Consider the following 21786-nt stretch of genomic DNA (forward strand, 5'->3'; position numbering starts at 1 on the left):
ACGATCGTCAAACCAGGTTCCGGTTGTTGCGGAGCCTAAGCCAGTTTAGTTGAGGACAAGGCCGGTGTCGGTGCCGCTCCGGCTGACGCGAAGACCGGCGGAGCAACAGGCAGCAATGGCTGCCCTGCTGCGACAACGTCCGCTGACATCTCCCACACCCGCCGCAGGGCACAGAACTTCCACCAATGATGCTTGAGGATGTCCGGGTTGGCCCGCTGCGGCCTGACTTCGGTCTCACCGATGGCCACCGCAAGCAGCATGGGGCTGTCTCCGTATTTCCAAGGCTCCCATTCACCTGCAACAGGATCCACCAGGCTTTCCTCGGCTTTCATCCCCGCCGCGAGTTGCATGACCACTTTGTCATCCAGGGCCTTGACTGTCCCGTCCCTGGTAGTCCCCTTGGTTTTGTAGTCAATCAGGCAGATGCGACCGTTGATCCGGGCTACGAGGTCCAACGTCCCGGCATAACCCACTGTTTTGTTCCACACAGTGATCTCCGGCGCCAGGGGCTCCACCCGGTAGAGCTCCCACCATTCGTCAAACCGCGCGGCAAAGGCCTGTTCACCGTGGGCAGCGAGGTCGTCCCTGCATTCCTGCATTCGGTGAGGGCGCCCCATCGCCCGCAACGCTACCTGTTCGCAGTACGTGTGGACGCGGTCACCGCGCGCGGCCGCCGCATCCCGGTAAACCTCCGCGGCTTTGGACGCCTTGTTGATGGCCTGACGGATTTTCGCCGGGCTCCCGAGAATCGAGGGAAGCTCAGGATCCGCGGCCAGGCTGCTCGCCCCCATGTAACTGAACCATCCGTCCAAGGCGTGCGCCTGTTGTCCGATCACCGTAGTAATCGACGGCACGGAAAATTGCTCAGTTGTGGAGCGGGCGTACATCCGGCCGTAGTCAGTAGCGTGGGCAAGCAGTGGAGCAGTCATACAAAGACTGTGTCATAGAGGGCCGACAGAATTCATCCGCGGGAAGATCAACGCCAGTTGCTCAGGAGGGAGCCTGGCGAGCTTGCCGGCGAGGATCGGGGCGGTCGGAGCGAGATCCGCGAAGGGCGTGGCAGGTTCCGTGGAGGCCGCAGGTGATTCCGAGTCTTCTTGTTCGCGCATGCTGATGTGTGTCGCATCAACGCAGTTCGTGACGCAGAAACCCGCAATCCGCCACACGAGCATGCTGCAAAGAAAAACCCCGTCCGGACTGGCTCAATCAGTCCAAACGGGGTTTAACCACTGCAAACAGGTGGTGGGCGATACTGGGTTCGAACCAGTGACCTCTTCGGTGTGAACGAAGCGCGCTACCACTGCGCCAATCGCCCAGGTGCATAGAAAACACTAACGGACCATTGCCGGAATGCAAAACGGATCATTACCCCTAGCCTCACCCAGAACTACAAGAGTGGAATTACAGCCATGAAACTCACCCAGATCCGCGTAAATACAAGGATCCAGCGGGCTCCTCGATCAAAAGCAGGCTACCGATTTGGAGTTTCCTGCAACCTCCTATAGAGTTTTTACTCGTCGGAAAGCGACGGAATGCCTGCATGGCTGCCCGCCGAAACGACACTGCGGACGTAGCTCAGCTGGTAGAGCACCACCTTGCCAAGGTGGATGTCGCGAGTTCGAATCTCGTCGTCCGCTCGCAAGGCACTGTCAAGGCAAGAATTCCTCGGAATCCTGCTTACACGGTGGGTTGGCCGAGAGGCGAGGCAGCGGCCTGCAAAGCCGTATACACGGGTTCGAATCCCGTACCCACCTCGGTGAAAACCATGTCTTCCAGCTGCTGGCTGGATGCATGGGCGATTGGCGCAGCGGTAGCGCGCTTCCCTGACACGGAAGAGGTCACTGGTTCGATCCCAGTATCGCCCACCAGAACAAGGCAACTTGTTTGTTGTTGAAGGCCAGGCATCAGCCCGGCAGGCAGCATGTGCGGACGTAGCTCAGCTGGTAGAGCACCACCTTGCCAAGGTGGATGTCGCGAGTTCGAATCTCGTCGTCCGCTCTCCTTATGAAGGACCCGGTAACGGGCGATTGGCGCAGCGGTAGCGCGCTTCCCTGACACGGAAGAGGTCACTGGTTCGATCCCAGTATCGCCCACCAGAACAAGGCAACTTGTTTGTTGTTGAAGGCCAGGCATCAGCCCGGCAGGCAGCATGTGCGGACGTAGCTCAGCTGGTAGAGCACCACCTTGCCAAGGTGGATGTCGCGAGTTCGAATCTCGTCGTCCGCTCCAAAGAGAGAAGGCAGCTCCCCGGAGCTGCTTTTTTTATGCCTGGATTCGGCCAATACTCAATTGATTATTGGAAGTAACCGATACCCCTCAGAAGAAGTCGCTTTATCTAATGTGATTCGGCTCGCATAATGTACTGCGAGATCATCACCGTTCCACGCCAACTGGCAGGAGTACCCCCATGAACCAACTGACGGCTTCCAAGTCCGTCCTGAGGCGCAAGCCCATCGACGATATCGAGGAAGAAAACAAACACAGCGGGCTCTTTAAGAGTCTTGGCCTCTGGCAACTGACGGCCATCGGCGTCGGCGGAATTATCGGCGTCGGCATCTTCTCGTTGGCCGGGCTGGTAGCCCATGGCAGCGAGAGCAACCCGGGCGTCGGCCCTGCCGTGCTCTTCTCGTTCCTGATCGCCGGTCTCGCTTCCGGTGCAGCAGCGTTGTCCTACGCCGAATTCGCCGGCATGATTCCCCGCGCCGGATCGGCCTACACCTACGGCTACGTTGCCTTGGGAGAGATCATCGGCTGGTTCATCGGCTGGGATCTCCTGCTTGAGTACATCGCCATCGTGGCTGTGGTGGCCATCGGCATCTCCGGGTACTTCGATGCCTTCCTGTCCGGCATCGGAATCCATATGCCCACGTGGATGACGTCCACCGCTGATGAAGGCAAGGGCGGCATCATCAACCTGCCGGCGATCCTCGTCTGCCTCCTGGTCACTTGGATCCTGAGCCGGGGCACCAAGGCGTTTGGCCGGTTTGAACTGGTAGCGGTTGCCATCAAGGTCATCCTGATCCTGTTCATCATCGGCCTGGGTATTTTCTACATCAACACCGAGAACTACAACCCGTTCATGCCCAGTGGCTTCGGCCCGGTCCTGGCCGGTGCCGCTACCGTCTTCTTCGCCGTCTTCGGCTATGACGCAATGAGCACCGCTGCGGAAGAGGCAAAGGACGGCAAGAAGCACATGCCCAAGGCCATCATCCTCTCCCTGATCGTGGCCATGCTGCTTTACGTGGCCGCAACACTCGTGCTCACCGGCATGCAGAACTACAAGGACATCGATCCCACAGCCGGCTTCGCTTCGGCGTTCACGGGCGTCGGCCTGCCTGTCATCGCCACCATCATTTCGGTGTTCGCTGTCCTGTCCATCCTCACCGTGATGCTCACCTTCCTCCTGGGTGTCACCCGCGTGTGGTTCTCCATGAGCCGCGACGGTCTGCTTCCCGGCTGGTTTGCCAAGACTGACCGCCACGGGACTCCGCAGCGCGTGACTTGGATCGCAGGCGTTGCCTCGGCATTCCTCGCCGGTGTATTCCCCATCAAGGAAGTTGCCGACCTCACCAACATCGGCATCCTGGCTGCCTTCGTGGTGGTCTGCGTTTCAGTGATCGTCTTCCGCTACACCAAGCCCAACGCTCCGCGCACGTTCCGTTTACCGTTCATGCCCGTCGTCCCCGCGTTCGGTGTCCTGGCATCGGCTTTCCTGATGTTCCAGCTCCACTGGGAAACCTGGTTGCGATTCGGTGCCTGGCTGGTCATCGGCCTGATCATCTACTTCGCCTATGGACGCAGGCACTCCCTCATGAACCCGGACAGCCCGCGCCACAAGGTCGAAAATAAGCCGTTGGCGTAGTTCGTCCACAGGCCGCCGCTGAACCCTTGGCACCCCGGAGAACTGGTGTTAGGGTCGGACGCGGAGGAGCGAACTGGCTCCGCGAATGGAAGGGAGGTGCCCGTGGGTTTAATTGACGACCTGAAGGGCAAGGCTCAGGGTCTCATTCAAGGCAACGAAGAAGCCATCAAGAATGGCATCGACAAGGCCGGGGATTTTGTGGACCAGAAGACGGGCGGCAAATACGCCGGTCACGTCGACAAAGTCCAGAATGCCGCTTCCGATTTCGTGGCCAAGAACGACGGTCAGCCTGGACAGGCTCCCGTCACGGATGAGCCGAAGCAGCCGTAGCTGCCTGAGCCGCCGTACCAGATACGTCAAGGGGGCACCGGTCCCGCCGCGAGGCGCCACCGGTGCCCTTGGCGTTTAACGGACAGCCGCTAACCGGCTGGTCCGGTACGTTTGACCTTATGCTTTCAGCTTCCACCTCTAACGACCAAAGCCACGACGCCAAGGAGACACTGGGACCACCCGTCACAGCAGGCATCGTCACCGCCCTAGTGGGTTTCACTTCGTCGTTCGCCGTAGTGCTGGCGGGATTGAAGGCGGTGGGTGCGAACCAGGCCCAAGCATCCAGCGGCTTGCTGGCGCTAACGCTCTCCTTTGGCCTGGGCATCCTGTGCTTGTCGTGGCGGTCCCGGATGCCAATTACCCTGGCGTGGTCCACTCCCGGGGCGGCGTTGCTCGCCTCCGCTGGAATGGTCGACGGCGGCTGGCCGGCTGCCGTGGGCGCGTTCCTGATCGTCGGGGTGCTGATCGTCCTGACCGGGCTCCTTCCCGTCTTGGGGAGGATCATGGCGACGATCCCCACCGCGCTGGCACAGGCAATGCTCGCCGGCGTGCTGCTCCCCCTTTGCCTTGCGCCGTTCAAATCGATGGGATCGGCTCCGCTGTTCATCGCACCAGTGGTGGTGTGCTGGGTGGTCTTGATGAAATTCGCACCACGTTGGTCGGTGCCTGCATCGCTGCTCGTCGCGCTGGCGGTTATCGGCGTCCACATCGTGTCCAACGGCGTTCACATTCCCGGCGGCAGCCTCCTGCCAAGGCTGGAGTGGACCACGCCGGCATTTACCGTGGAGGCTGCGGTGGGTTTGGCGCTGCCCTTGTTCATCGTCACCATGGCGTCACAGAACATTCCCGGCGTCGCTGTCCTCAAGTCGTTCGGTTACACCACTCCATGGCGTCCGTCGATGCTGGTGACCGGGGCTGGAACCATCGCCGGAGCACCATTCGGAGGGCATGCGATCAACCTGGCCGCGCTCAGCGCAGCACTGGCCGCCGGTGAGGAGGCGGGCAAGGACCATGGCCGGCGCTGGATCGCCGCGTTCGTCTCAGGCTTTGCCTATCTGATTCTGGCCGCTGCCTCAGCAGCGCTGGTCACGGTGGTGGCTGCAGCCCCGCCCGGACTTCTTGAGGCCGTGGCCGGTCTCGCCCTGTTGGGGACGCTGGCCTCGTCCATCTCGTCGGCCCTGGCGGTAGCCGAGGAACGCATTCCGGCCTGCATCACCTTCCTGCTGGCAGCATCAGGCCTGAGCTTCGCTGGCGTTGGCGCGGCCTTTTGGGCGTTGGCAGGTGGCATCCTGGTTCGCTGGATCCTGAAGAGCCGCGAACCCGTTCAGAAAGCCTGACCCAGGCAGTAACCCCTGGTCAGGCAGGCTCGTGGTTCTGGGCCTCACGGGCAAGAGCCGTCAGCCTGGAGACAGCACGGAAGTACTTCTTCATGTATCCACCGGTCATCATCTCTTCGGTGAAGAGCTGGTCGAAAGGTACGCCACTGGCCAGGATCGGCACATCTTTGTCGTAGAGCCGGTCCGCAAGAACCACAAAGCGGAGGGCGACTGCCTGTTCGGTAATGGTTTCGACGTCGTTCCACACCACCGCCTCCACACCCGAGATGAGCTGCCGGTACCGGCTGGGGTGGACCGCGGCCAGGTGGTTGACGAGGGTGCGGAAATCATCCACAGCCACGGTCTTTCCGTCGAATTCAGCACGCATCCGGTGCTTGAGCTCTTGGGTCTTGAGCGGTGCGGGAGCGGCGGGCAAACCACGGTGACGGAAGTCTTCGCCGTCGATCCTCACGACGTCGAACTGGTCCGAGAGAACCTGTATTTCACGCTGGAAGTCCACCGCGGCAAAGCGCCCTTCACCCAGTGAACCGGGAAGCGTGTTGGACGTGGCTGCCAGCTTCACGCCGGCGTCGGCCAGTTCACGCATGAGCCGGGACATGAGCACGGTGTCCCCGGGATCATCAAGTTCGAATTCGTCGATGCACACAAGCTTGTAGCTGCTCAGGGCTTCCACCGTTTTACGGAAGGACAAGGCACCCACAAGGTTGGTGTATTCCACAAACGTCCCGAAAGCCTTGGGCCCGGGTGACCTGTGCCACAGAGAAGCCAAGAGGTGGGTCTTACCCACACCAAAACCACCGTCGAGGTAGATTCCCGCCCTCGTTGCCGGAGCCTTCTTGGCGAACAACTTCTTGAAGAGGCCGCCACCGTCATCGGCTCCCACGCCGTCGGCAAATGCGGAAAGCAGCTTCACTGCATTTGCCTGGCTCGGCTGGGAAGGATCCGGCCGGTAGCTGTCGAACGATACCTCTCCGAATCGCGGAGACGGGTAGAAACCCTTGAGGAGTTCCTCCACAGAGACTGCCGGCGTTCGGGCAGCCAGTTGTTCGATCTTTACCACGGTGGTCCGTTCCTTCGGTTTTAGGTCCCCAGCAAGAATACCGGCATCGGACACTCGGAAACCGTCACGTGACCAAGCCCATGTTTCACCGTATGACCACAGGGAAGCATTCCTCGCTGGCCGTGGTTAGTGTTGGAGCACGCCCGGCCGGCACCTGCACCACTTTCCGCGGCCTGGCTCCGACCGTTGTCAGTGAAAGGCCATCACCATGTCCTACCCAGTTGAACAGAACGAAAAGTTTGCAGCGTACGCGAACCCTGAACGCCTCGTGTCCACTGAGTGGCTCGCGGCAGCCCTTGCAGACGGCGCCATTGCCGACGGCAAGCTTGTGGTTGTCGAGTCCGACGAAGACGTTCTCCTCTACGAAACCGGCCACATCCCGGGCGCCGTCAAGATCGACTGGCACACAGACCTGAATGACGAGGTCACCCGCGATTACGTGGATGGCGCCGCTTTTGCCGCCCTGGCGGCCTCCAAGGGCATCTCCCGCGACAGCACCGTGGTCATCTACGGTGACAAGTCCAACTGGTGGGCTGCCTACGCGCTCTGGGTCTTTACGCTGTTCGGCCACGAGGACGTCCGCCTCCTCGATGGCGGCCGCGATAAGTGGATCGCCGAAGGCCGCGAGCTGACCACCGACGTCCCCCAACCCTCAGTGGGCGAATACCCGGAGGTGGAGCGCAATGATGCCCCCATCCGTGCGTTCAAGGAAGACGTCCTGGCCCACTTGGGCAACCCCCTCATCGATGTCCGCTCCCCTGAGGAATACACGGGACAGCGCACGCACATGCCGGCCTACCCGGAAGAGGGTGCACTGCGCGGCGGCCACATTCCCACGGCCGCATCGATCCCGTGGGCACGCGCCGCGGCTGAAGACGGAACCTACAAGAGCCGCGAAGAGCTGGAAGCCCTGTACCTCGGCGAGGCCGGCCTGGAACCCGGCGATGACGTGGTGGCCTACTGCCGCATCGGCGAACGTTCCAGCCACACCTGGTTCGCGCTGAAGTACTTGCTGGGCTTCGACACCGTCCGCAACTATGACGGCTCCTGGACCGAGTGGGGCAATGCAGTCCGGGTTCCCATCGTCAAAGGCGCCGAGCGCGGTTCCGTTCCTGCCTCCCTCGTCAGCAACTAGGGGCTCGTCAACACCAAGGCAGGGATCAAGGCATCCGTAGTGTTCGGCCACACAAGATGCATTGACCGCTGTTTTGCGTAAGCTGGAAGTGATGAGTACGAACACTTTGCCCACCGCCCTGGCGGAAATCGTCGATGACTTCCAGGCACTGACGGAGCCTGACCGCCTGCAACTCCTGCTCGAATTCTCGAGGGGTTTGCCGGAGCTTCCGGAGCGCTTGAAGGACCACCCGGAACTGCTGGAACAGGTTGTGGAGTGCCAGTCACCGTTGTTTCTCACTATCGAGTCCGAGAAAAATCCCGACGGCGGCGCCCGCGCCTACCGGCTCTTCTTCAAAGCTCCTCAGGAGGCGCCTACCACCCGGGGCTTCGCAGGGGTCCTGCACGAGGGCCTGGATGGGTTGACTGCCGAGGAAATCCTGGCCGTACCCGACGACATGCCTGAGTTGCTGGGTCTGACCCGGGCCATCACTCCCCTGCGCATGCGGGGAATGACCGCCATGCTCGGCCGTATCAAGCGAAAAGTCGCAGCCGCCAGCCGGCTGGAACACTGACCGGCTGGAACACTGAAAGGTACCGCCACACGGCATGGGCAAGAAGATGGCTTCACAGGGAACGCCGGCAACTGCAGCACTTGCAGCGGCCGGCGTTCCCTTCGTGCTGCACCCTTATGCCCACGACCCATCGGCGGCCAGCTACGGCCTGGAGGCCGCGGAAGCCCTGGGCATCGAACCCGAACGGGTTTTCAAGACCCTCATGGTGGAGGTCGGAGACCGCCTGGCTGTGGCCATCGTTCCTGTGTCCGGAAATCTCGACCTAAAGTCCGTCGCTGCAGCCCTCGGAGCCAAGAAGGCGGCAATGGCCGATCCCAAGGCCGCCGAACGGCGCACTGGATATGTGCTGGGAGGGATATCCCCGCTGGGACAGCGGCAGGCCTCCCCCACGGTCCTTGATGAGTCTGCTGTGGACTTGGCTACCCTCCTTGTGTCAGGAGGCCGACGTGGACTGGACATTGAGTTGGCTCCGGCCGATCTCATCCGGCTCACCAAAGCCATCACGGCTCCCATCGGCACTGCATCGAGCGTCAAGGGCTGACCCAAAACCGCCCTGGTCCACTCGCCACTGCCAGGCGCCTCAGCCAGGCTGCCCGGTGGCGCTCGTCTGACCGGGGTTGTTTCGCGGAGCAAATTGCCTCTGCAGCCAGGCGCGGACCACGCGCTCCCACCGCTCAGGGTCAACGTTCCACTCTTTGGTATGCCGGGCGCCGTCGAACGGCTCAAACGTGACCATCTCAGGGTTCTTTTCCGCAAGGCTGGCGGACGGCCCGAAGGGCACGTAGTCGTCGTCCACGCTGTGGATCAGCAAGGTGGGGGTCCGCAACTCGACTGCCCGCGCTTCCCAGTCCATGGCTTTCAAATCCACGGGAGCAGATAGTCCGGTCAGCCTGCGCCCCAGTGGATGGCTCAGCATCATTTGCCCATAACGGCCCACGTTGTAGGGGATTCTGTTCATCTCGGCGTGATGGGCCATCACATTGACCCAATTGATGACCGGGGCATCCAGTACCAGCGCCCGGATGAGGTGGCGGTGCTTGGACAGGTCTGCTGTTTGGAGGCTGATCGCCCCGCCCATGGACCAACCGAACAGAACAATCTCCTGCGCACCATGGTCCAGCGCATATTCGATAGCGGCCTCAACGTCACGCCATTCCGTGGATCCGAGGCCATACCGGCCATCCGGTGCGGAGGGGGCAAGGCCGTCATTACGGTAGGAGATCAGCAGGCTGTCCATTCCAAGTTCGCGTGCTGTGCGAACGGCGCGGAGTCCTTCCAAGCGCGTGGCTCCGCGGCCATGGACCATGATTGCCCAGACCGGTGCAGGAGCCGACGCTTCGGCGCGGATCAACCAGGCAGGTGCCTTCCCGCCGTCGATCTCTATCTCCACATCCTCGGCCGCAAGGCCGATGGCGGCGGGATCCGGATACGTTGCCCCGCTCCACCAGGCGCGGCGGGCCTCCGAGAGACCGCCGCTATAGACTTCTTCGACCTCACGCAGGACTGTCTGTTCGGCGGGCGAATAGGACACAATCCGGCCGATTCTCGCGTGTCCTTGGCCGCCGGCGAAGAAGAGGCTGAAGACGCCGTCGATGATGGTGTCAGGGGTGGCCGCAAGAATGACCTGCGGTCCCTTGTCACCGCGGATCACGGCAAGGACTTCCTGGTCCTCGTGCCGGGCGGCAGGGGTGATGACACGGCGGGCAAAATAAACGGCGAGCGCCGAGGACCCTGCCCCTACCAAACCGGCCACCGTACCCCCTGCCAGGAAGCCGGCAATGGCCCATTTGGTGCGGAGGGAGAGTTTCGTGTCTGCAGCGTCGCTCGCTGGCGGGGTAGTCGATGCCATGGTTCCATTGTTGCTGCTCCCCGGCACTGCATGGTGCAGGCGTGGACCGCGCGGCGCACTGGCAAGGCGGAATCGGGGTCCAAAAGTCTGCGGACTGCGGGTCCCCGGGACTACGCTGTAGCCATGAGTGATCCCATCGTCATCCTGACTGAAGAGCCCCTTGGCCCCGACGACCGCGTTAACATCGCCAAACTGATCGACGGCGGCGACGCGCCCCTTGTTGTGTTGGTCCCCTCTAACACCGAACGACATCTTCTGGTGGACTTCCTCGAGAATCTGTCGTTGCTTGATATCGCCAAGGCGTTCCGGGAGCTCACTGCACAACATCCGGACCCTGAGGTTGAGCGTGCGGAGGCCTCGGAGACGTTGACTGCGTCCCTGGCGGCGTTGGCCGGCTTGGGCGGAGGCGTCACGGGAGAAGTCGTCGACGGCGGTGCCGTTGCCGGCTTGGTGGCGAAAGTCCGGGCCGTGGATGCAGCCCAGGCTGTGGTCATTACCCGACCACATGCGATCGCGGATACGTTCCATACCGACTGGGCCAACAAAGCCCAGGATCAACTTGGGCTTCCGGTCCTCCACTTGTATGCCGGTTCGGGATTTATCGGCGACTCGTGAGCGTTGCACAAGACATGAACACTCCTGACAACACCAGCAAGACAACCTCTGCGCCCGAGGATACTTCTGTGCCCGTGGAGAAAAGCGATGCCCAGTGGCGCGAGGAGTTAACGCCGGAGGAATACCGTGTCCTCCGGCAGGCGGGAACTGAACGGCCCTACACGGGCGAGTACTGGGACACCCACACGGAAGGCGTCTACCAATGTCGCGCCTGTGGCAGCCAGTTGTTCACGAGCCGGGAGAAGTTCGATTCCCATTGTGGTTGGCCGTCGTTTTGGGCACCGCTGGCTGAAGGCACGGTCCGGTATCTTCATGACCGCACCATGGGAATGGATCGCGTGGAGGTCCGCTGCGCCAACTGCGATTCCCACTTGGGGCATGTCTTCGAGGGCGAGGGCTACGGCACACCCACGGACCAGCGGTTCTGCATTAACTCCGTTTCGCTGCGCTTGGTGAAGCCGGAAGAAAGCTAAGCACTTCCGGACGGGCCGGCGCTTGCCCGCCCGTCCGGGACGCCTGCCATGTCATGGGGCGCCTCTCTATCCGCCGACTGGACCTTAACCCGCTTCTCAACACCGGATGCCCAAGAGTTTCTTACGCTCATAGCATTCTTGGATTAGCGATGCTTTTCTCTTGCTACGCTCGGCCCAGAAGTAATAACTACTTGGAAAGGGCCGAGCTCCATGACCACTATCACCACCGACATCCTCCCGCGTGTCACCGCAGACAACGCCGAATGGACGACCCTTAAGGCTGCGGCCACAGCACTGCAGGCACACCAGGAGCAGGACGGCTCCATTCCTGATTCTGCAGCTCACACTGAGGCGGCCAGTCTCGTTTCCACGGTGACCAACGCCATCACGGCCTTGGCCCCGCACTTCCCCCACGATGCCCGCTACCTGGAGCTCCTGGTGGAAGACTTCGCCAAGTGGGTCCAGGGCGGCTTTGGAGTGCCGGACTTCTTGGACTCCCTTCAAGCGTTCCAGCCCCAGGAACAGCGCATTGACGGCCTCCAGCACCTGGTGGTTTTCCCCATGTACACACAGAACGGCAGCACCAACAGGCTGGTCGAAGCAGTCCTGATCGAGGTTATTTGGCCAGAGTTCATTGACGGCCTGGAGGCGGGCGAGTACTCCAACAAGCTCTTCGTCCCCATCCGCTTTGTAGATTTCACCCCCGGGTACGACACCAACTCCGCTGTACTCTTCCCGGAGACGGTCGCCGTCCGCGAGACCCCCACCTTTACGTGGGGCGCCATCTTCGCCGACCGCGAGGCCGCCCGTTTCCGCCGCGTCCTCAAGGCAGCCGCGGCAACCACTTCCCTGGAACTTCCCGAGGACGCGGCGCAGCTGATCGAGGACCATGAGCTGACCCAGCGCACCTTTGTCATGTGGGACCTGATCCACGACCGCACCCACATGCGCGGGGACCTTCCCTTCGATCCGTTCATGATCAAGCAGCGCATGCCGTTCTTCCTTTACTCCCTGGAGGAGCTGCGCTGCGACCTGACCGCGTTCCGTGAGTCCGTACGCATTGAAAGAGACGAAGAAGCCGACCCCGATGCCCGCAAGCATGCAAAGCTCGTCCAATACGCAGTGATTTTCGACCGGATTTTCCGTTTCGCCATCACAGGCAGCCGCGTCCGCAACTACGACGGCCTCGGCGGCCAACTCCTGTTTGCGTGGATGCACCAGCACCACGTGCTCCACTGGACAGACAGCAAGCTCTCCATCGACTGGGACGAAGCTGCCTCGGTCGTGGTGGAACTCGGCGCCAAAATCGAAGAGCTGTACTGGCGCTCGATCGACCGCCCCAAGGCTGCCCACTGGCTGGCGGCATACGAGCTCATTTCGAGCACAGTGACTCCCCACCCGGCTTCTGTCTGGGCCAAGGGCCCCGAGTCGCTGCCTCTGGACGGTCCGCCCCGCGGCCTCACAGACCAGGTCCTGGACGACGAGTTCCCCCTGTCCATGTTCTACGAAGCACTGGAGAAGAAGATGCGCCCCGTCATCGAGTCCACCACCGGCATCACTGGCTCGACGGCGGCCTGATGACCACACTGACTATCCTGGTGACCGGCGGAAGCAGCGCTTCGGGCATCGCCGTGACGCGTGCGTTGGGGGCCGCCGGTCACAGGGTGCTCACTGTCGGTTCGGACGATGTCCGGATCAAAGCGGCCGCAACTGAAGCCGGCCATGGAGCGACCCCCCTGGCATGCGATCTCGCCAGCCTCGAGTCCGTACGGGAACTTGCGCTCACCGTTCGCGACCTCGGCATCGAGGGCATCGACGGCGTGATCCATCTCGTGGGCGGTTGGCGCGGCGCGAAAGGCATAGCGGACCAAACGGACGAGGACTGGGAGTCCATGGAACGGAGCGCTGTCACCACACTCCGCAACGTCTCCCGGGTCTTTTACAGACAACTCGAAGCATCTCCCCTCGGTCGGCTTGCCATGGTGTCGTCAACCACCGCATCTGCTCCAACGGCAGCGGCCGCCAGCTACGCTGCGGCAAAGGCGGCTGCGGAAGCCTGGACGTTGGCAGTAGCCGACGGTTTCCGCCGGGCGCAGTCGGCCAGCAAGGATGCTCCCACCGAACAGCACAGCGCGGCAGTTGTTTTCGTGGTGAAAGCCCTCGTCGACGCTGCCATGCGGGAGGCTCATCCCGAAAGGAGATTCCCCGGATTCACGGACGTCGAAGAATTGGCCGCTGCCGCCGTCGGGCTTTTTGAACAACCGGCCGCCACCCTCAACGGCCAGCGCATCCTGCTGGCCAAATAGACTGGAAAGCGTGAATGAACAAGTGACGAGCACAACAGAGGCAATCCACAGCGCCACCGAGACCCCCGGAACGGGTCAACTGCATAACCCCGAGGTTCGTGGGTTCGCATCGGACAACTACTCCGGCGTGCACCCGGAGATCCTCTCTGCGCTGGCAACCGCCAACGGCGGGCATCAGGTGTCCTACGGCGAGGACGTGTACACGGCACGGCTGCAGGAGGTGCTGGAGCAACAGTTCGGCCCGGGCATTGAGACGTTCCCGGTCTTCAACGGCACTGGCGCCAACGTCCTGGCCCTGCAGTCCCTCCTTCCCCGCTGGGGAGCAGTGATCTGCGCCTCTACAGCACACATCAATATGGACGAGAACGGTGCACCGGAACGGGTGGGCGGGATCAAGCTCCTGCAGGTTCCCACCGAGGACGGCAAGCTCACGCCCCATTTGATCGACCGGGAAGCCTGGGGCTGGGGCGATGAGCACCGAGCACAACCGCTGGTTGTCTCCATCACCCAAACCACAGAACTTGGTACCTGCTATACGCCGGAGGAAGTCCGGGCTATCGCCGAGCATGCCCATGCCAAGGGCATGAAGCTTCACATGGACGGCGCCCGGCTGGCGAACGCCGCCGCCCACCTGAACGTTCCCCTCCGAGCATTCACCCGCGACGCCGGCGTGGACATCCTGTCCTTCGGCGGCACCAAGAATGGCCTTCTTTTTGGTGAAGTCGTGGTGGCCTTGAACCCGGAGGCAGCTGACGGCCTGAAGTTCCTCCGCAAGATGAACATGCAGCTCGCTTCGAAGATGCGTTTCATCTCCGCGCAGTTCATCGCCTTGCTGGAGGACGGCCTGTGGCTTCGTTCTGCCGCCCACGCCAACGCCATGGCGGCCCGGCTCCGCACGGCCGTAGAAGCGATCGACGGCGTGGAGCCAACCCAGGCAACGCAGTCCAACGGCGTCTTCGCCATCCTTCCCGAAGGCGTGGCGGACAAGCTGCGGGAGTCCTTCGCCTTCTACGACTGGGACGCAGCCCGCCGCGAAGTGCGGTGGATGTGTTCGTTCGACACCACGGAGGAAGACATCGATGCCTTCGTGGCAGCGATTAAGCGTGAGCTGGCCTGACGCATAACACGTGCAATCCGGGGCGGCGAGCCTGCACAGAATCGCTGCCCCGGACGCATAATCTGCGAGGGTGAACGCCCTCGCACAGGTTCCCTCGGAGTTTCTCTCCGCCTTGGGATCGCTACGAAAAGCACAATGCCGCAGCGAACTCCGCCTTGACGAGATCCCTGCACCTGCCCGCCTGGCTCCCTACGCAGTTGCCCTGGGAGCTGAAGTTTTCAGCCCCACCGCGGCAACCCGCCAGGTCCCCGTCCATGGACCGGCGGCCAAGGCCTTCGCCGCGAACCAAGGCAGCAGTCCACCAAGCGAAGAGGACGACGAACTGGCCACTGGCCGCTTCATCCTCCTTTACGACCCCGACGGTTCGGCCGTATGGGAAGGCGAGTTCCGCATCGTCACCTACATTCGGGCGCAAATGGATGCAGAAATGGGGAACGACGCCATGCTCGGCTCTGTTGCTTGGACGTGGCTCGTGGACGCCTTGGAGAACCATGCAGCCCCCTATCGCGCTGCCGGGGGCACAGCAACAAGAATCCTTTCCGAAAGCTTCGGCACCTTGGCCGAACGACCCGACACCATAGACATCGAACTCCGCGCCTCCTGGACACCCGCCAGCCAGGATGTTCAAGCCCACCTGGAGGCGTGGTCCGACATGGTCTGCACCTTCGCCGGGCTGCCACCCCTGCCGCCAGGCGTTACCGGACTGCCCAACAGGAGGCTCAATTGACCGTGGGAAACGCTTCGGCGAGGGTCCACAATGGCCCGGCAGCACGCCGCTGTGGCCGGAATCGGTAAGCTTAAGCCACCATGACCCCTGAATATCCGGAAAACACCACGGCCGGCGACCCGGTTGCTGATCCCACCATCCACATCAAGGTAGACGGCTTCGACAGCCACGTCCCTGAAATCATCGATCTCGATACTCCCCGCGAGGGCGTACCCTTGGTCATCGATACCCCGTCCGGGCTGGAGCGCTGTGCGGCCGCCATCGCCGCCGGAACAGGACCTGCCGGAGTGGACGCAGAACGCGCTTCCGGGTTCCGCTACGGCCAGCGGGCCTTCCTGGTGCAGATCCGCCGTGAAGGCGCCGGCACCTGGCTGATCGATCCAGAGCCCTTCGACAACCTGGACATCATCAACGACGCACTTCAAGGTGTCGAATGGATCCTCCACGCGGCGTCACAGGACCTCCCTTGTCTCTCGGAGCTCGGCATGTGGCCGGACAAACTCTTCGATACCGAACTCGCCGCCCGCCTCGCGGGACTCCCGCGAGTGGGCCTTGCCGCCGTCATTGAACAGCTTCTCGGATTTGGTCTTGCCAAGGAGCACTCAGCGGCCGACTGGTCCACCCGCCCCTTGCCGGAACCCTGGCTGCGTTATGCGGCGCTCGACGTCGAAGTCCTCGCAGAGCTGCGCGAGGAACTCATAGAGCTGCTGGAGGCCGACGGCAAGCTCGAATACGCCGAACAGGAGTTTGCGGGCATCCTCGCCGCAGGCCTCTCAGCCCCGCGTGTCGATCCGTGGCGCAAAACCTCCGGACTCCACCAGATACGGGACCGCCGCCAGCTGGCCGCCGTTCGTGAACTGTGGCTGGAGCGGGACCAACTGGCACGCAAACGCGACGTAGCGCCTGGCCGGCTCATCCCTGACTCCGCGCTGGTGGCCGCAGCCAAAGCGATGCCCACCACGGTGCCGCAGCTGCTGGCCACCAAAGGATTCCACGGCCGGTCTGCCCAGAGGGAAGCCCCGCGCTGGCTGCGCTGCATCACCCACGCCCGGACTCTCACGGATCTCCCACCCTTGCACCTGCCCACTAACGCGCCGCCGCCGCCCCGGGTCTGGGTGGACCGGGATCCCGAGGCTGCAGCACGTCTGGCCACCGCCCGGCCAGCCCTGCAGGCAAAGGCTGATGAGCTGAAGCTGCCGGTGGAGAACCTGCTGACGCCGGATTATCTGCGGCGGGTTGCCTGGCGGCCTCCGGCTGATGTTTCCCTGGAGTCCGTCGCTGCAGAACTGCGGTCCCTCGGTGCGCGCGAGTGGCAAATCTCCTTCGCCGCTCCGATACTCACCGAAGCGTGCCTGAACCCGGCTCCGCTTCCCGGCAAAGAGTCCAAGCCGAAGGTAGCCCAAGCATCCAAGGACGCGCAGCCTTCCAGCAATGCCGGCTGAGCTCCCGCCCGCCTTGAGGCCTGTCATCCGAACCGTGGTTCGTGGTGGCAGGCCTTTCGCGTCCCCGAGGACAGGTAGGCCACGCCTGGGTCGCGGGCCTTGCAAGCTAAGTTACCCACGAGTAACATTGCATCAATGCCAGCCGAAGCACCCGTGACTCGGGATTCGGCGCCATGTCTCAACGAGGAGTTAATACATGAGTCCATCACGCAGTGCTCAGAGGAACGTCCGTGACGTCGTCTTCGTGGACGGTGTGCGCACACCCTTCGGCAAGGCCGGTGAAAAGGGCATCTATGCGGGCACCCGCGCCGATGACCTCGTGGTGAAGTGCATCCGCGAACTGATGCGGCGAAACCCCTCACTTCCCGCGGACCGGATAGATGAGGTCGCCATCGCTGCCACCACCCAGACCGGGGACCAGGGGCTCACCATCGGCCGCACAGCGGCGCTGTTGGCAGGACTCCCCCGCACGGTGCCCGGCTTCGCCATCGACCGCATGTGCGCAGGTGCCATGACGGCAGTAACGACGACGGCGAGCGGCATCGGTTTCGGCGCTTACGATGTGGTCATTGCAGGCGGCGTCGAGCATATGGGCAACCACCCCATGGGCGCAGGCGCCGATCCGAATCCGCGCTTCATGTCCGAGCGGCTTGTGGACCCGGCAGCGCTGAACATGGGCAACACGGCCGAGAACCTCCACGACCGTTTTCCCTCCATCACCAAGGACCGCACGGACTCCTATGCGGTGGCCTCCCAGGCCAAACTCGCCGCGGCGTACTCCAATGAACAAATCCAGCATGACCTCGTCCCCGTAGCCACCATGAAGCCCGGCCAGGGCTGGGCCCTCCACACCACGGACGAACCCCCGCGGCCCGGTACCACCGTGGCTGACCTGGCCGAATTGCGGACACCGTTCCGTGCCCATGGTCGCGTGACCGCAGGCAACGCTGCAGGATTGAACGACGGCGCCACCGCTGCCGTCCTCGCATCTGCGGAGGCAGCTGAAGAACTTGGCCTCTCCGTCAAGATGCGCCTCGTCTCCTACGCCTTCGCCGGCGTCGAACCCGAAGTCATGGGCATCGGTCCGGTCCCGGCCACTGAAAAGGCGCTCAAGAACGCAGGGTTGGGCATTGAAGACATTGGCCTCTTCGAAATCAACGAGGCCTTCGCCGTCCAGGTCCTGAGCTTCCTGGACCACTTTGGCATCGCCGATGACGATCCCCGGGTCAACCGCTACGGCGGGGCGATCGCCGTCGGACATCCACTTGCTTCCTCTGGCGTCCGCCTGATGAACCAGCTCGCGCGGCAGTTCGAGGAAGATCCCACGGTTCGCTATGGCATCACCACTATGTGCATCGGATTGGGCATGGGCGCAACAGTGATCTGGGAGAACCCGCATCACGCAGACTACGAATCGTTCACCGCCGACCAGGCCACCACAGCCACCACCGAAGGAGCCGCCGCATGAGCGCCGCCGAATTCCAGAAGCTCGCCGCCCTGTTCCCTGACGAAGTAGTCACTCATTCCTATGTACAGGACATCCAACTGCCGGGCGGCGCCGGGACCTTCGCACTGATCACCTTGGACAACGGTCTGGACCACTCCAAGCCCACTACGCTGGGTCCCAACACGCTGGTTGAACTCGGCGGCGTATTGGAGAAGCTCAAAGAGCGGGCCTCGCGTGGAGAAATCGTTGGCGTCGGCGTCACGGGCAAGCCGTACTTCCTGGTGGCCGGCGCGGACCTTTCCGCCGTAAAGACACTGAAGGAACGTGAGCATGGCCTCTGGATGGCTCAGCTCGGCCATGCCGTCTACAGCACACTGGCTGACCTCGGGGTACCGAGCTTCGCCTTCATCAATGGCCTTGCCCTGGGCGGCGGGCTGGAGATCGCCCTGCAGTCCACGTACCGGACCGTCTCCACAGGTGCCGGCGCCCTCGCCCTGCCTGAAGCGTTCATCGGCCTCGTACCGGGTTGGGGCGGCGTCTACATCCTGCCGCGCCTCATCGGTCCCGAGAACGCCGTCAAGGTAATGATCGAGAATCCCCTCAGCAACAACCGGACCCTCACCGGACCGCAGGCGTTCGAGCTCGGCGTGGCCGATGCCATTTTCGAACCGGCCGACTTCGTGGAGCAGTCGCTCGCATGGGCGGCACGGGTTATCACCGGCGACGAGACTCCTGAGCGGAAGAACGCGGTTGATGCCGCCGATGACGCAATCGCTGCTCGATGGGCAGCCGCGGTGACAGCAGGACGAGCCTTCGTGGAGTCCAAGACCTCCAACGCCTCCCCCGCCCCGGGCAAGGTCCTGGACGTCATGGAGGCCAACCGCACCATGACCCAAGCCGAGTCGGCTGAACTCGAGTGCGAGACCCTCGCAGGGCTAATGCAAACCGACGAGTTCCGCTCCACGGTGTACGCCTTCCTGGACCTCGTCCAGAAACGCTCCAAGCGTCCTGCGGGCGCCCCTGACCGCAAGCTTGCCCGCCCGGTCACCAAAATCGGCGTGGTGGGTGCAGGGCTCATGGCAAGCCAGCTGGCACTGCTGTTCGCCCGGCAGTTGAAAGTCCCCGTAGTCATGACTGACATCGATCAGGCACGGGTGGACAAGGGAGTGGGGTACGTCCATGCCGAAGTCGACAAGATGCTCGCGAAGAAGCGGATCAAGCCCGACGCCGCCAACAGGACCAAAGCGCTCATTACGGGTTCCGTCTCCAAGGAAGCCTTCACGGACGCCGACTTCGTCATCGAAGCCGTTTTCGAAGAACTGCACATCAAGAAGCAAGTCTTCGCCGAGGTTGAAGCGATCGTTTCTCCCGAGTGCATCCTGGCCACGAACACGTCCTCACTGTCCGTCACTGCCATGGCCGAAGACTTGAAGCACCCGGAACGCCTGGTGGGCTTCCACTTCTTCAACCCGGTGGCTGTCATGCCGCTCCTGGAGATCGTGCGGGCACCCAAGACGGACGACGCCGTCCTGGCCACCGCCTTCGAACTCGCCAAGGGACTCAAGAAGACTGCCGTGCTGGTCAAGGATGCTGCGGCCTTCGTGGTCAACCGCATCCTGCTCCGCCTTATGGGTGAAGTCATCGCAGCGTTCGACGAAGGAACTCCGGCGGAGGTGGCCGATACGGCCCTTCGCCCCATGGGTTTGCCGATGTCGCCGTTCACTCTGAGTGCCATGGTTGGCCTGCCGGTCGCCCAGCACGTCCAAGAGTCCCTGCACGCCGCGTTCGGCGACCGGTTCCAGGTCTCGCAGAACCTGCACAAGCTCATCGACAACGGAGTGAAGAGCCTCTGGGTCCCGGGGCCCGATGGGACGCCTGTCATCCCGGCTGAGACGCTGGCCCTCATGTCCTTCGGCAACACGCCGTCCACGGGCGAGGAAGTCCTCCGGCGCACCCAGGACGCCTTGGCCGAGGAAATCGGGCTGATGCTGGAAGAAGGCGTCGTCGCCGGACCCGAAGACATCGACCTCTGCGTGATCATGGGCGCCGGTTGGCCGATGTTCCTGGGCGGCATTACGCCGTATCTTGACCGGGTGGGCGCATCCGAGCGGGTCAATGGCAAGCGCTTCCTCGCCCCGGGCGTTGCATCAGCACCCGCCTAAGCCTCAGGAACCCGTAAACAAGAAGACGGGCCGTGGCCGGGAGCGATTGCTCCGGCCACGGCCCGTCTTCTGTGTCGGGCTTGCGTGTCCTGCTAGAAGAGCGCCACTTTCGGCGCCCGTGGAAAGATCCCGTCCAGCTCCTCGCGATCCTCCAGAGTGGGGACCCAGCACACGGCTTCGGCGTTCTCACGGATCTGCTCCGGGCGGGTGGCGCCCGCGATGACGCTGCTGACACCGGGCTGCGCGGCCAACCAAGAGAAAGCCAACTGAAGCTCGCTGATCTCCCGTTCCTTCGCGAACTGACCGAAGCGGCCAAGTTGTTCCCAGTCCGCGTCGTGCACCAGGTTGGTCCGGGTGTGGCTCAATCGTGAGCCTTCCGGAGCTTTCCCCGCGGAGTACTTTCCAGTGAGCAGCCCGTTGGCCAAGGGGAAGTACGGCAGGACACCCAAGGAGAAGGCCCCGGCCGCTGGAAGCACTTCAAGTTCGGCGCGCCGGTCAAGAAGGTTGTAGTGGTTCTGCGTCGAGATGAAGCGGGCGCCGCCTAATTGTGATTGTCGTGCTACGTACTCAGCTTCTGCAATCTGCCAGCCGGCAAAGTTGGAATGGCCGATGTACCGCACCTTGCCGCTGGACACAAGGTCATCCAAGGCTGCCAGAGTCTCCTCGATGGGAGTACGCGGGTCCGGTGTGTGGAACTGGTAGAGATCGATCCACTCAGTATCCAAGCGCCGGAGGGATCCCTCGACGGCTTTCACGATGTACCGGCGCGAACCACGGGCGTCGAAATCGTTGCCGTTGACTCCGCGCATATCCATACCGAACTTGGTACCAATGACCACGTCATCGCGGCGACCTTTGAGCGCCTTACCCAGCATGATTTCGCTCAGGCCGGGCTCACGGCCGTAAACATCGGCGACGTCGAAGAAGGTAACCCCGGCATCCAACGCGGCGTGGACAACAGCGTCCGTGCCTTCCTGGGACTCCGTGGGGGTATTGGCGCGGCCCAGGTTGTTGCAGCCCAGCCCTACGGCTGAGACGGTCAGTCCGGAACGGCCAAGGCGTCGATATTCAGTCATGGATTCAGCCTATACGGACGGCCCGGCGCAGTTGGTCACCCAAGGCAACAAACGCATCCAAGCTAGCGGTTGCCGTACGAGATGCCCGATTCCTCCATGGCATCCTCAAGCTGTGCTATGGCCACCGGACCCATGCCGTGGAGCTTCGAAGTCTCCAGTTCGCCGAACTCCGCCAACTGCTCCAGCGTCTCTATCCCCTCATGGGCCAGGGCCCGTCTCGCCGGCGCGGCGAGACCTTTGGGCAGCGGCGTGTGTCCGGGCCAGTTGCTCTTGGACGACATGGAGATCCCTCCTG

21 protein-coding genes and 7 tRNA genes are annotated in these 21786 nt (G+C 62.7%); 21 read left to right on the forward strand and 7 right to left on the reverse strand.

Going from position 1 to position 21786, the window contains the following annotated elements; genetic code table 11:
* Positions 1 to 35: 35 nt before the first annotated feature.
* The 3 genes from AC0J5Z_RS14615 to AC0J5Z_RS14625 form a co-directional block, all read right to left on the reverse strand.
* A complete protein-coding gene (locus tag AC0J5Z_RS14615) occupies positions 36 to 929 on the reverse strand; it encodes a cytochrome (protein WP_475033473.1) in 894 nt (297 codons plus the stop codon).
* Between the two features lie 12 nt (positions 930 to 941).
* Positions 942 to 1109 carry a hypothetical protein gene (locus AC0J5Z_RS14620; RefSeq protein WP_475033475.1) on the reverse strand — a complete coding sequence of 56 codons (168 nt, stop codon included), beginning with the start codon at positions 1107 to 1109 and terminating at the stop codon, positions 942 to 944.
* Positions 1110 to 1240: 131 nt separating this feature from the next.
* A tRNA-Val gene (locus AC0J5Z_RS14625) sits at positions 1241 to 1315 on the reverse strand.
* 249 nt (positions 1316 to 1564) lie between these two features.
* Here AC0J5Z_RS14625 and AC0J5Z_RS14630 point away from each other — a divergent pair.
* From AC0J5Z_RS14630 to AC0J5Z_RS14670, 9 genes are all read left to right on the forward strand, one after another.
* Positions 1565 to 1637 (forward strand) — tRNA-Gly (locus AC0J5Z_RS14630).
* A 46-nt stretch (positions 1638 to 1683) separates the two neighbouring features.
* Positions 1684 to 1754: transfer RNA gene (locus AC0J5Z_RS14635), tRNA-Cys, on the forward strand.
* A 39-nt stretch (positions 1755 to 1793) separates the two neighbouring features.
* Positions 1794 to 1868: transfer RNA gene (locus AC0J5Z_RS14640), tRNA-Val, on the forward strand.
* Positions 1869 to 1925: 57 nt separating this feature from the next.
* Positions 1926 to 1998 (forward strand) — tRNA-Gly (locus AC0J5Z_RS14645).
* A gap of 23 nt (positions 1999 to 2021) precedes the next feature.
* Positions 2022 to 2096 (forward strand) — tRNA-Val (locus AC0J5Z_RS14650).
* 57 nt (positions 2097 to 2153) lie between these two features.
* Positions 2154 to 2229: transfer RNA gene (locus tag AC0J5Z_RS14655), tRNA-Gly, on the forward strand.
* A 178-nt stretch (positions 2230 to 2407) separates the two neighbouring features.
* Positions 2408 to 3862 carry an amino acid permease gene (locus AC0J5Z_RS14660; RefSeq protein ID WP_475033477.1) on the forward strand — a complete coding sequence of 485 codons (1455 nt, stop codon included), beginning with the start codon at positions 2408 to 2410 and terminating at the stop codon, positions 3860 to 3862.
* A 96-nt stretch (positions 3863 to 3958) separates the two neighbouring features.
* Complete coding sequence (locus tag AC0J5Z_RS14665) at positions 3959 to 4192, forward strand: antitoxin (RefSeq protein WP_309076278.1); 234 nt, start codon at positions 3959 to 3961, stop codon at positions 4190 to 4192.
* 119 nt (positions 4193 to 4311) lie between these two features.
* Positions 4312 to 5529: a benzoate/H(+) symporter BenE family transporter gene (locus AC0J5Z_RS14670; RefSeq protein WP_475033479.1), complete on the forward strand. Its 1218-nt coding sequence runs from the start codon at positions 4312 to 4314 to the stop codon at positions 5527 to 5529.
* A gap of 19 nt (positions 5530 to 5548) precedes the next feature.
* Here AC0J5Z_RS14670 and zapE read toward each other — a convergent pair whose 3' ends face one another.
* Positions 5549 to 6589, reverse strand: a complete 1041-nt coding sequence (zapE, locus tag AC0J5Z_RS14675) for a cell division protein ZapE (RefSeq protein ID WP_475033481.1) — start codon at positions 6587 to 6589, stop codon at positions 5549 to 5551.
* Between the two features lie 208 nt (positions 6590 to 6797).
* Here zapE and AC0J5Z_RS14680 point away from each other — a divergent pair, with 208 nt between their 5' ends.
* The 3 genes from AC0J5Z_RS14680 (at position 6798) to ybaK (ending at position 8818) form a co-directional block, all read left to right on the forward strand.
* Positions 6798 to 7724, forward strand: coding sequence for a sulfurtransferase (locus AC0J5Z_RS14680; protein ID WP_475033483.1), 927 nt, complete (start codon positions 6798 to 6800; stop codon positions 7722 to 7724).
* Positions 7725 to 7815: 91 nt separating this feature from the next.
* Positions 7816 to 8277, forward strand: coding sequence for a SufE family protein (locus tag AC0J5Z_RS14685; RefSeq protein WP_192812000.1), 462 nt, complete (start codon positions 7816 to 7818; stop codon positions 8275 to 8277).
* A 34-nt stretch (positions 8278 to 8311) separates the two neighbouring features.
* Entirely contained in the window at positions 8312 to 8818 is a 507-nt protein-coding gene (gene ybaK, locus AC0J5Z_RS14690; protein ID WP_475033485.1) for a Cys-tRNA(Pro) deacylase, read from the forward strand.
* A 39-nt stretch (positions 8819 to 8857) separates the two neighbouring features.
* On the opposite strand, the gene AC0J5Z_RS14695 is transcribed toward ybaK, so the two are convergent.
* A complete protein-coding gene (locus tag AC0J5Z_RS14695) occupies positions 8858 to 10126 on the reverse strand; it encodes an alpha/beta hydrolase family protein (protein WP_475033487.1) in 1269 nt (422 codons plus the stop codon).
* A 123-nt stretch (positions 10127 to 10249) separates the two neighbouring features.
* Between AC0J5Z_RS14695 and AC0J5Z_RS14700 the strand changes: the two genes are divergently transcribed.
* From AC0J5Z_RS14700 to AC0J5Z_RS14740, 9 genes are all read left to right on the forward strand, one after another.
* Positions 10250 to 10741 (forward strand): hypothetical protein, encoded by a 492-nt coding sequence (locus AC0J5Z_RS14700; protein ID WP_475033489.1) that lies wholly within the window; start codon positions 10250 to 10252, stop codon positions 10739 to 10741.
* A gap of 14 nt (positions 10742 to 10755) precedes the next feature.
* Positions 10756 to 11214 carry a peptide-methionine (R)-S-oxide reductase MsrB gene (gene msrB / locus AC0J5Z_RS14705; protein ID WP_475039718.1) on the forward strand — a complete coding sequence of 153 codons (459 nt, stop codon included), beginning with the start codon at positions 10756 to 10758 and terminating at the stop codon, positions 11212 to 11214.
* Positions 11215 to 11424: 210 nt separating this feature from the next.
* Positions 11425 to 12792, forward strand: a complete 1368-nt coding sequence (locus AC0J5Z_RS14710) for a DUF6421 family protein (RefSeq protein ID WP_475033491.1) — start codon at positions 11425 to 11427, stop codon at positions 12790 to 12792.
* Entirely contained in the window at positions 12792 to 13520 is a 729-nt protein-coding gene (locus tag AC0J5Z_RS14715; RefSeq protein ID WP_475033493.1) for an SDR family NAD(P)-dependent oxidoreductase, read from the forward strand. Before AC0J5Z_RS14710 ends, AC0J5Z_RS14715 begins: the two co-directional genes overlap by 1 nt.
* 43 nt (positions 13521 to 13563) lie before the next feature.
* Positions 13564 to 14637 carry a threonine aldolase family protein gene (locus AC0J5Z_RS14720; protein ID WP_475039721.1) on the forward strand — a complete coding sequence of 358 codons (1074 nt, stop codon included), beginning with the start codon at positions 13564 to 13566 and terminating at the stop codon, positions 14635 to 14637.
* Between the two features lie 70 nt (positions 14638 to 14707).
* On the forward strand, positions 14708 to 15364 hold the full coding sequence (locus tag AC0J5Z_RS14725; protein ID WP_475033495.1) for a DUF3000 domain-containing protein: 657 nt from the start codon (positions 14708 to 14710) through the stop codon (positions 15362 to 15364).
* 80 nt (positions 15365 to 15444) lie between these two features.
* Positions 15445 to 16806 carry an HRDC domain-containing protein gene (locus AC0J5Z_RS14730; protein WP_475033497.1) on the forward strand — a complete coding sequence of 454 codons (1362 nt, stop codon included), beginning with the start codon at positions 15445 to 15447 and terminating at the stop codon, positions 16804 to 16806.
* Positions 16807 to 17002: 196 nt separating this feature from the next.
* Positions 17003 to 18274 (forward strand): thiolase family protein, encoded by a 1272-nt coding sequence (locus tag AC0J5Z_RS14735; RefSeq protein WP_475033500.1) that lies wholly within the window; start codon positions 17003 to 17005, stop codon positions 18272 to 18274.
* Positions 18271 to 20415 carry a 3-hydroxyacyl-CoA dehydrogenase NAD-binding domain-containing protein gene (locus AC0J5Z_RS14740; protein WP_475033502.1) on the forward strand — a complete coding sequence of 715 codons (2145 nt, stop codon included), beginning with the start codon at positions 18271 to 18273 and terminating at the stop codon, positions 20413 to 20415. The genes AC0J5Z_RS14735 and AC0J5Z_RS14740 overlap by 4 nt, the downstream gene beginning before the upstream one ends.
* A 92-nt stretch (positions 20416 to 20507) precedes the next feature.
* Here AC0J5Z_RS14740 and AC0J5Z_RS14745 read toward each other — a convergent pair whose 3' ends face one another.
* Positions 20508 to 21491, reverse strand: coding sequence for an aldo/keto reductase (locus AC0J5Z_RS14745; RefSeq protein ID WP_475033504.1), 984 nt, complete (start codon positions 21489 to 21491; stop codon positions 20508 to 20510).
* Between the two features lie 62 nt (positions 21492 to 21553).
* Entirely contained in the window at positions 21554 to 21772 is a 219-nt protein-coding gene (locus AC0J5Z_RS14750; RefSeq protein ID WP_475033506.1) for a helix-hairpin-helix domain-containing protein, read from the reverse strand.
* Positions 21773 to 21786 lie beyond the last annotated feature (14 nt).

Source organism: Paenarthrobacter sp. TRD_SC_7 (assembly GCF_056156245.1).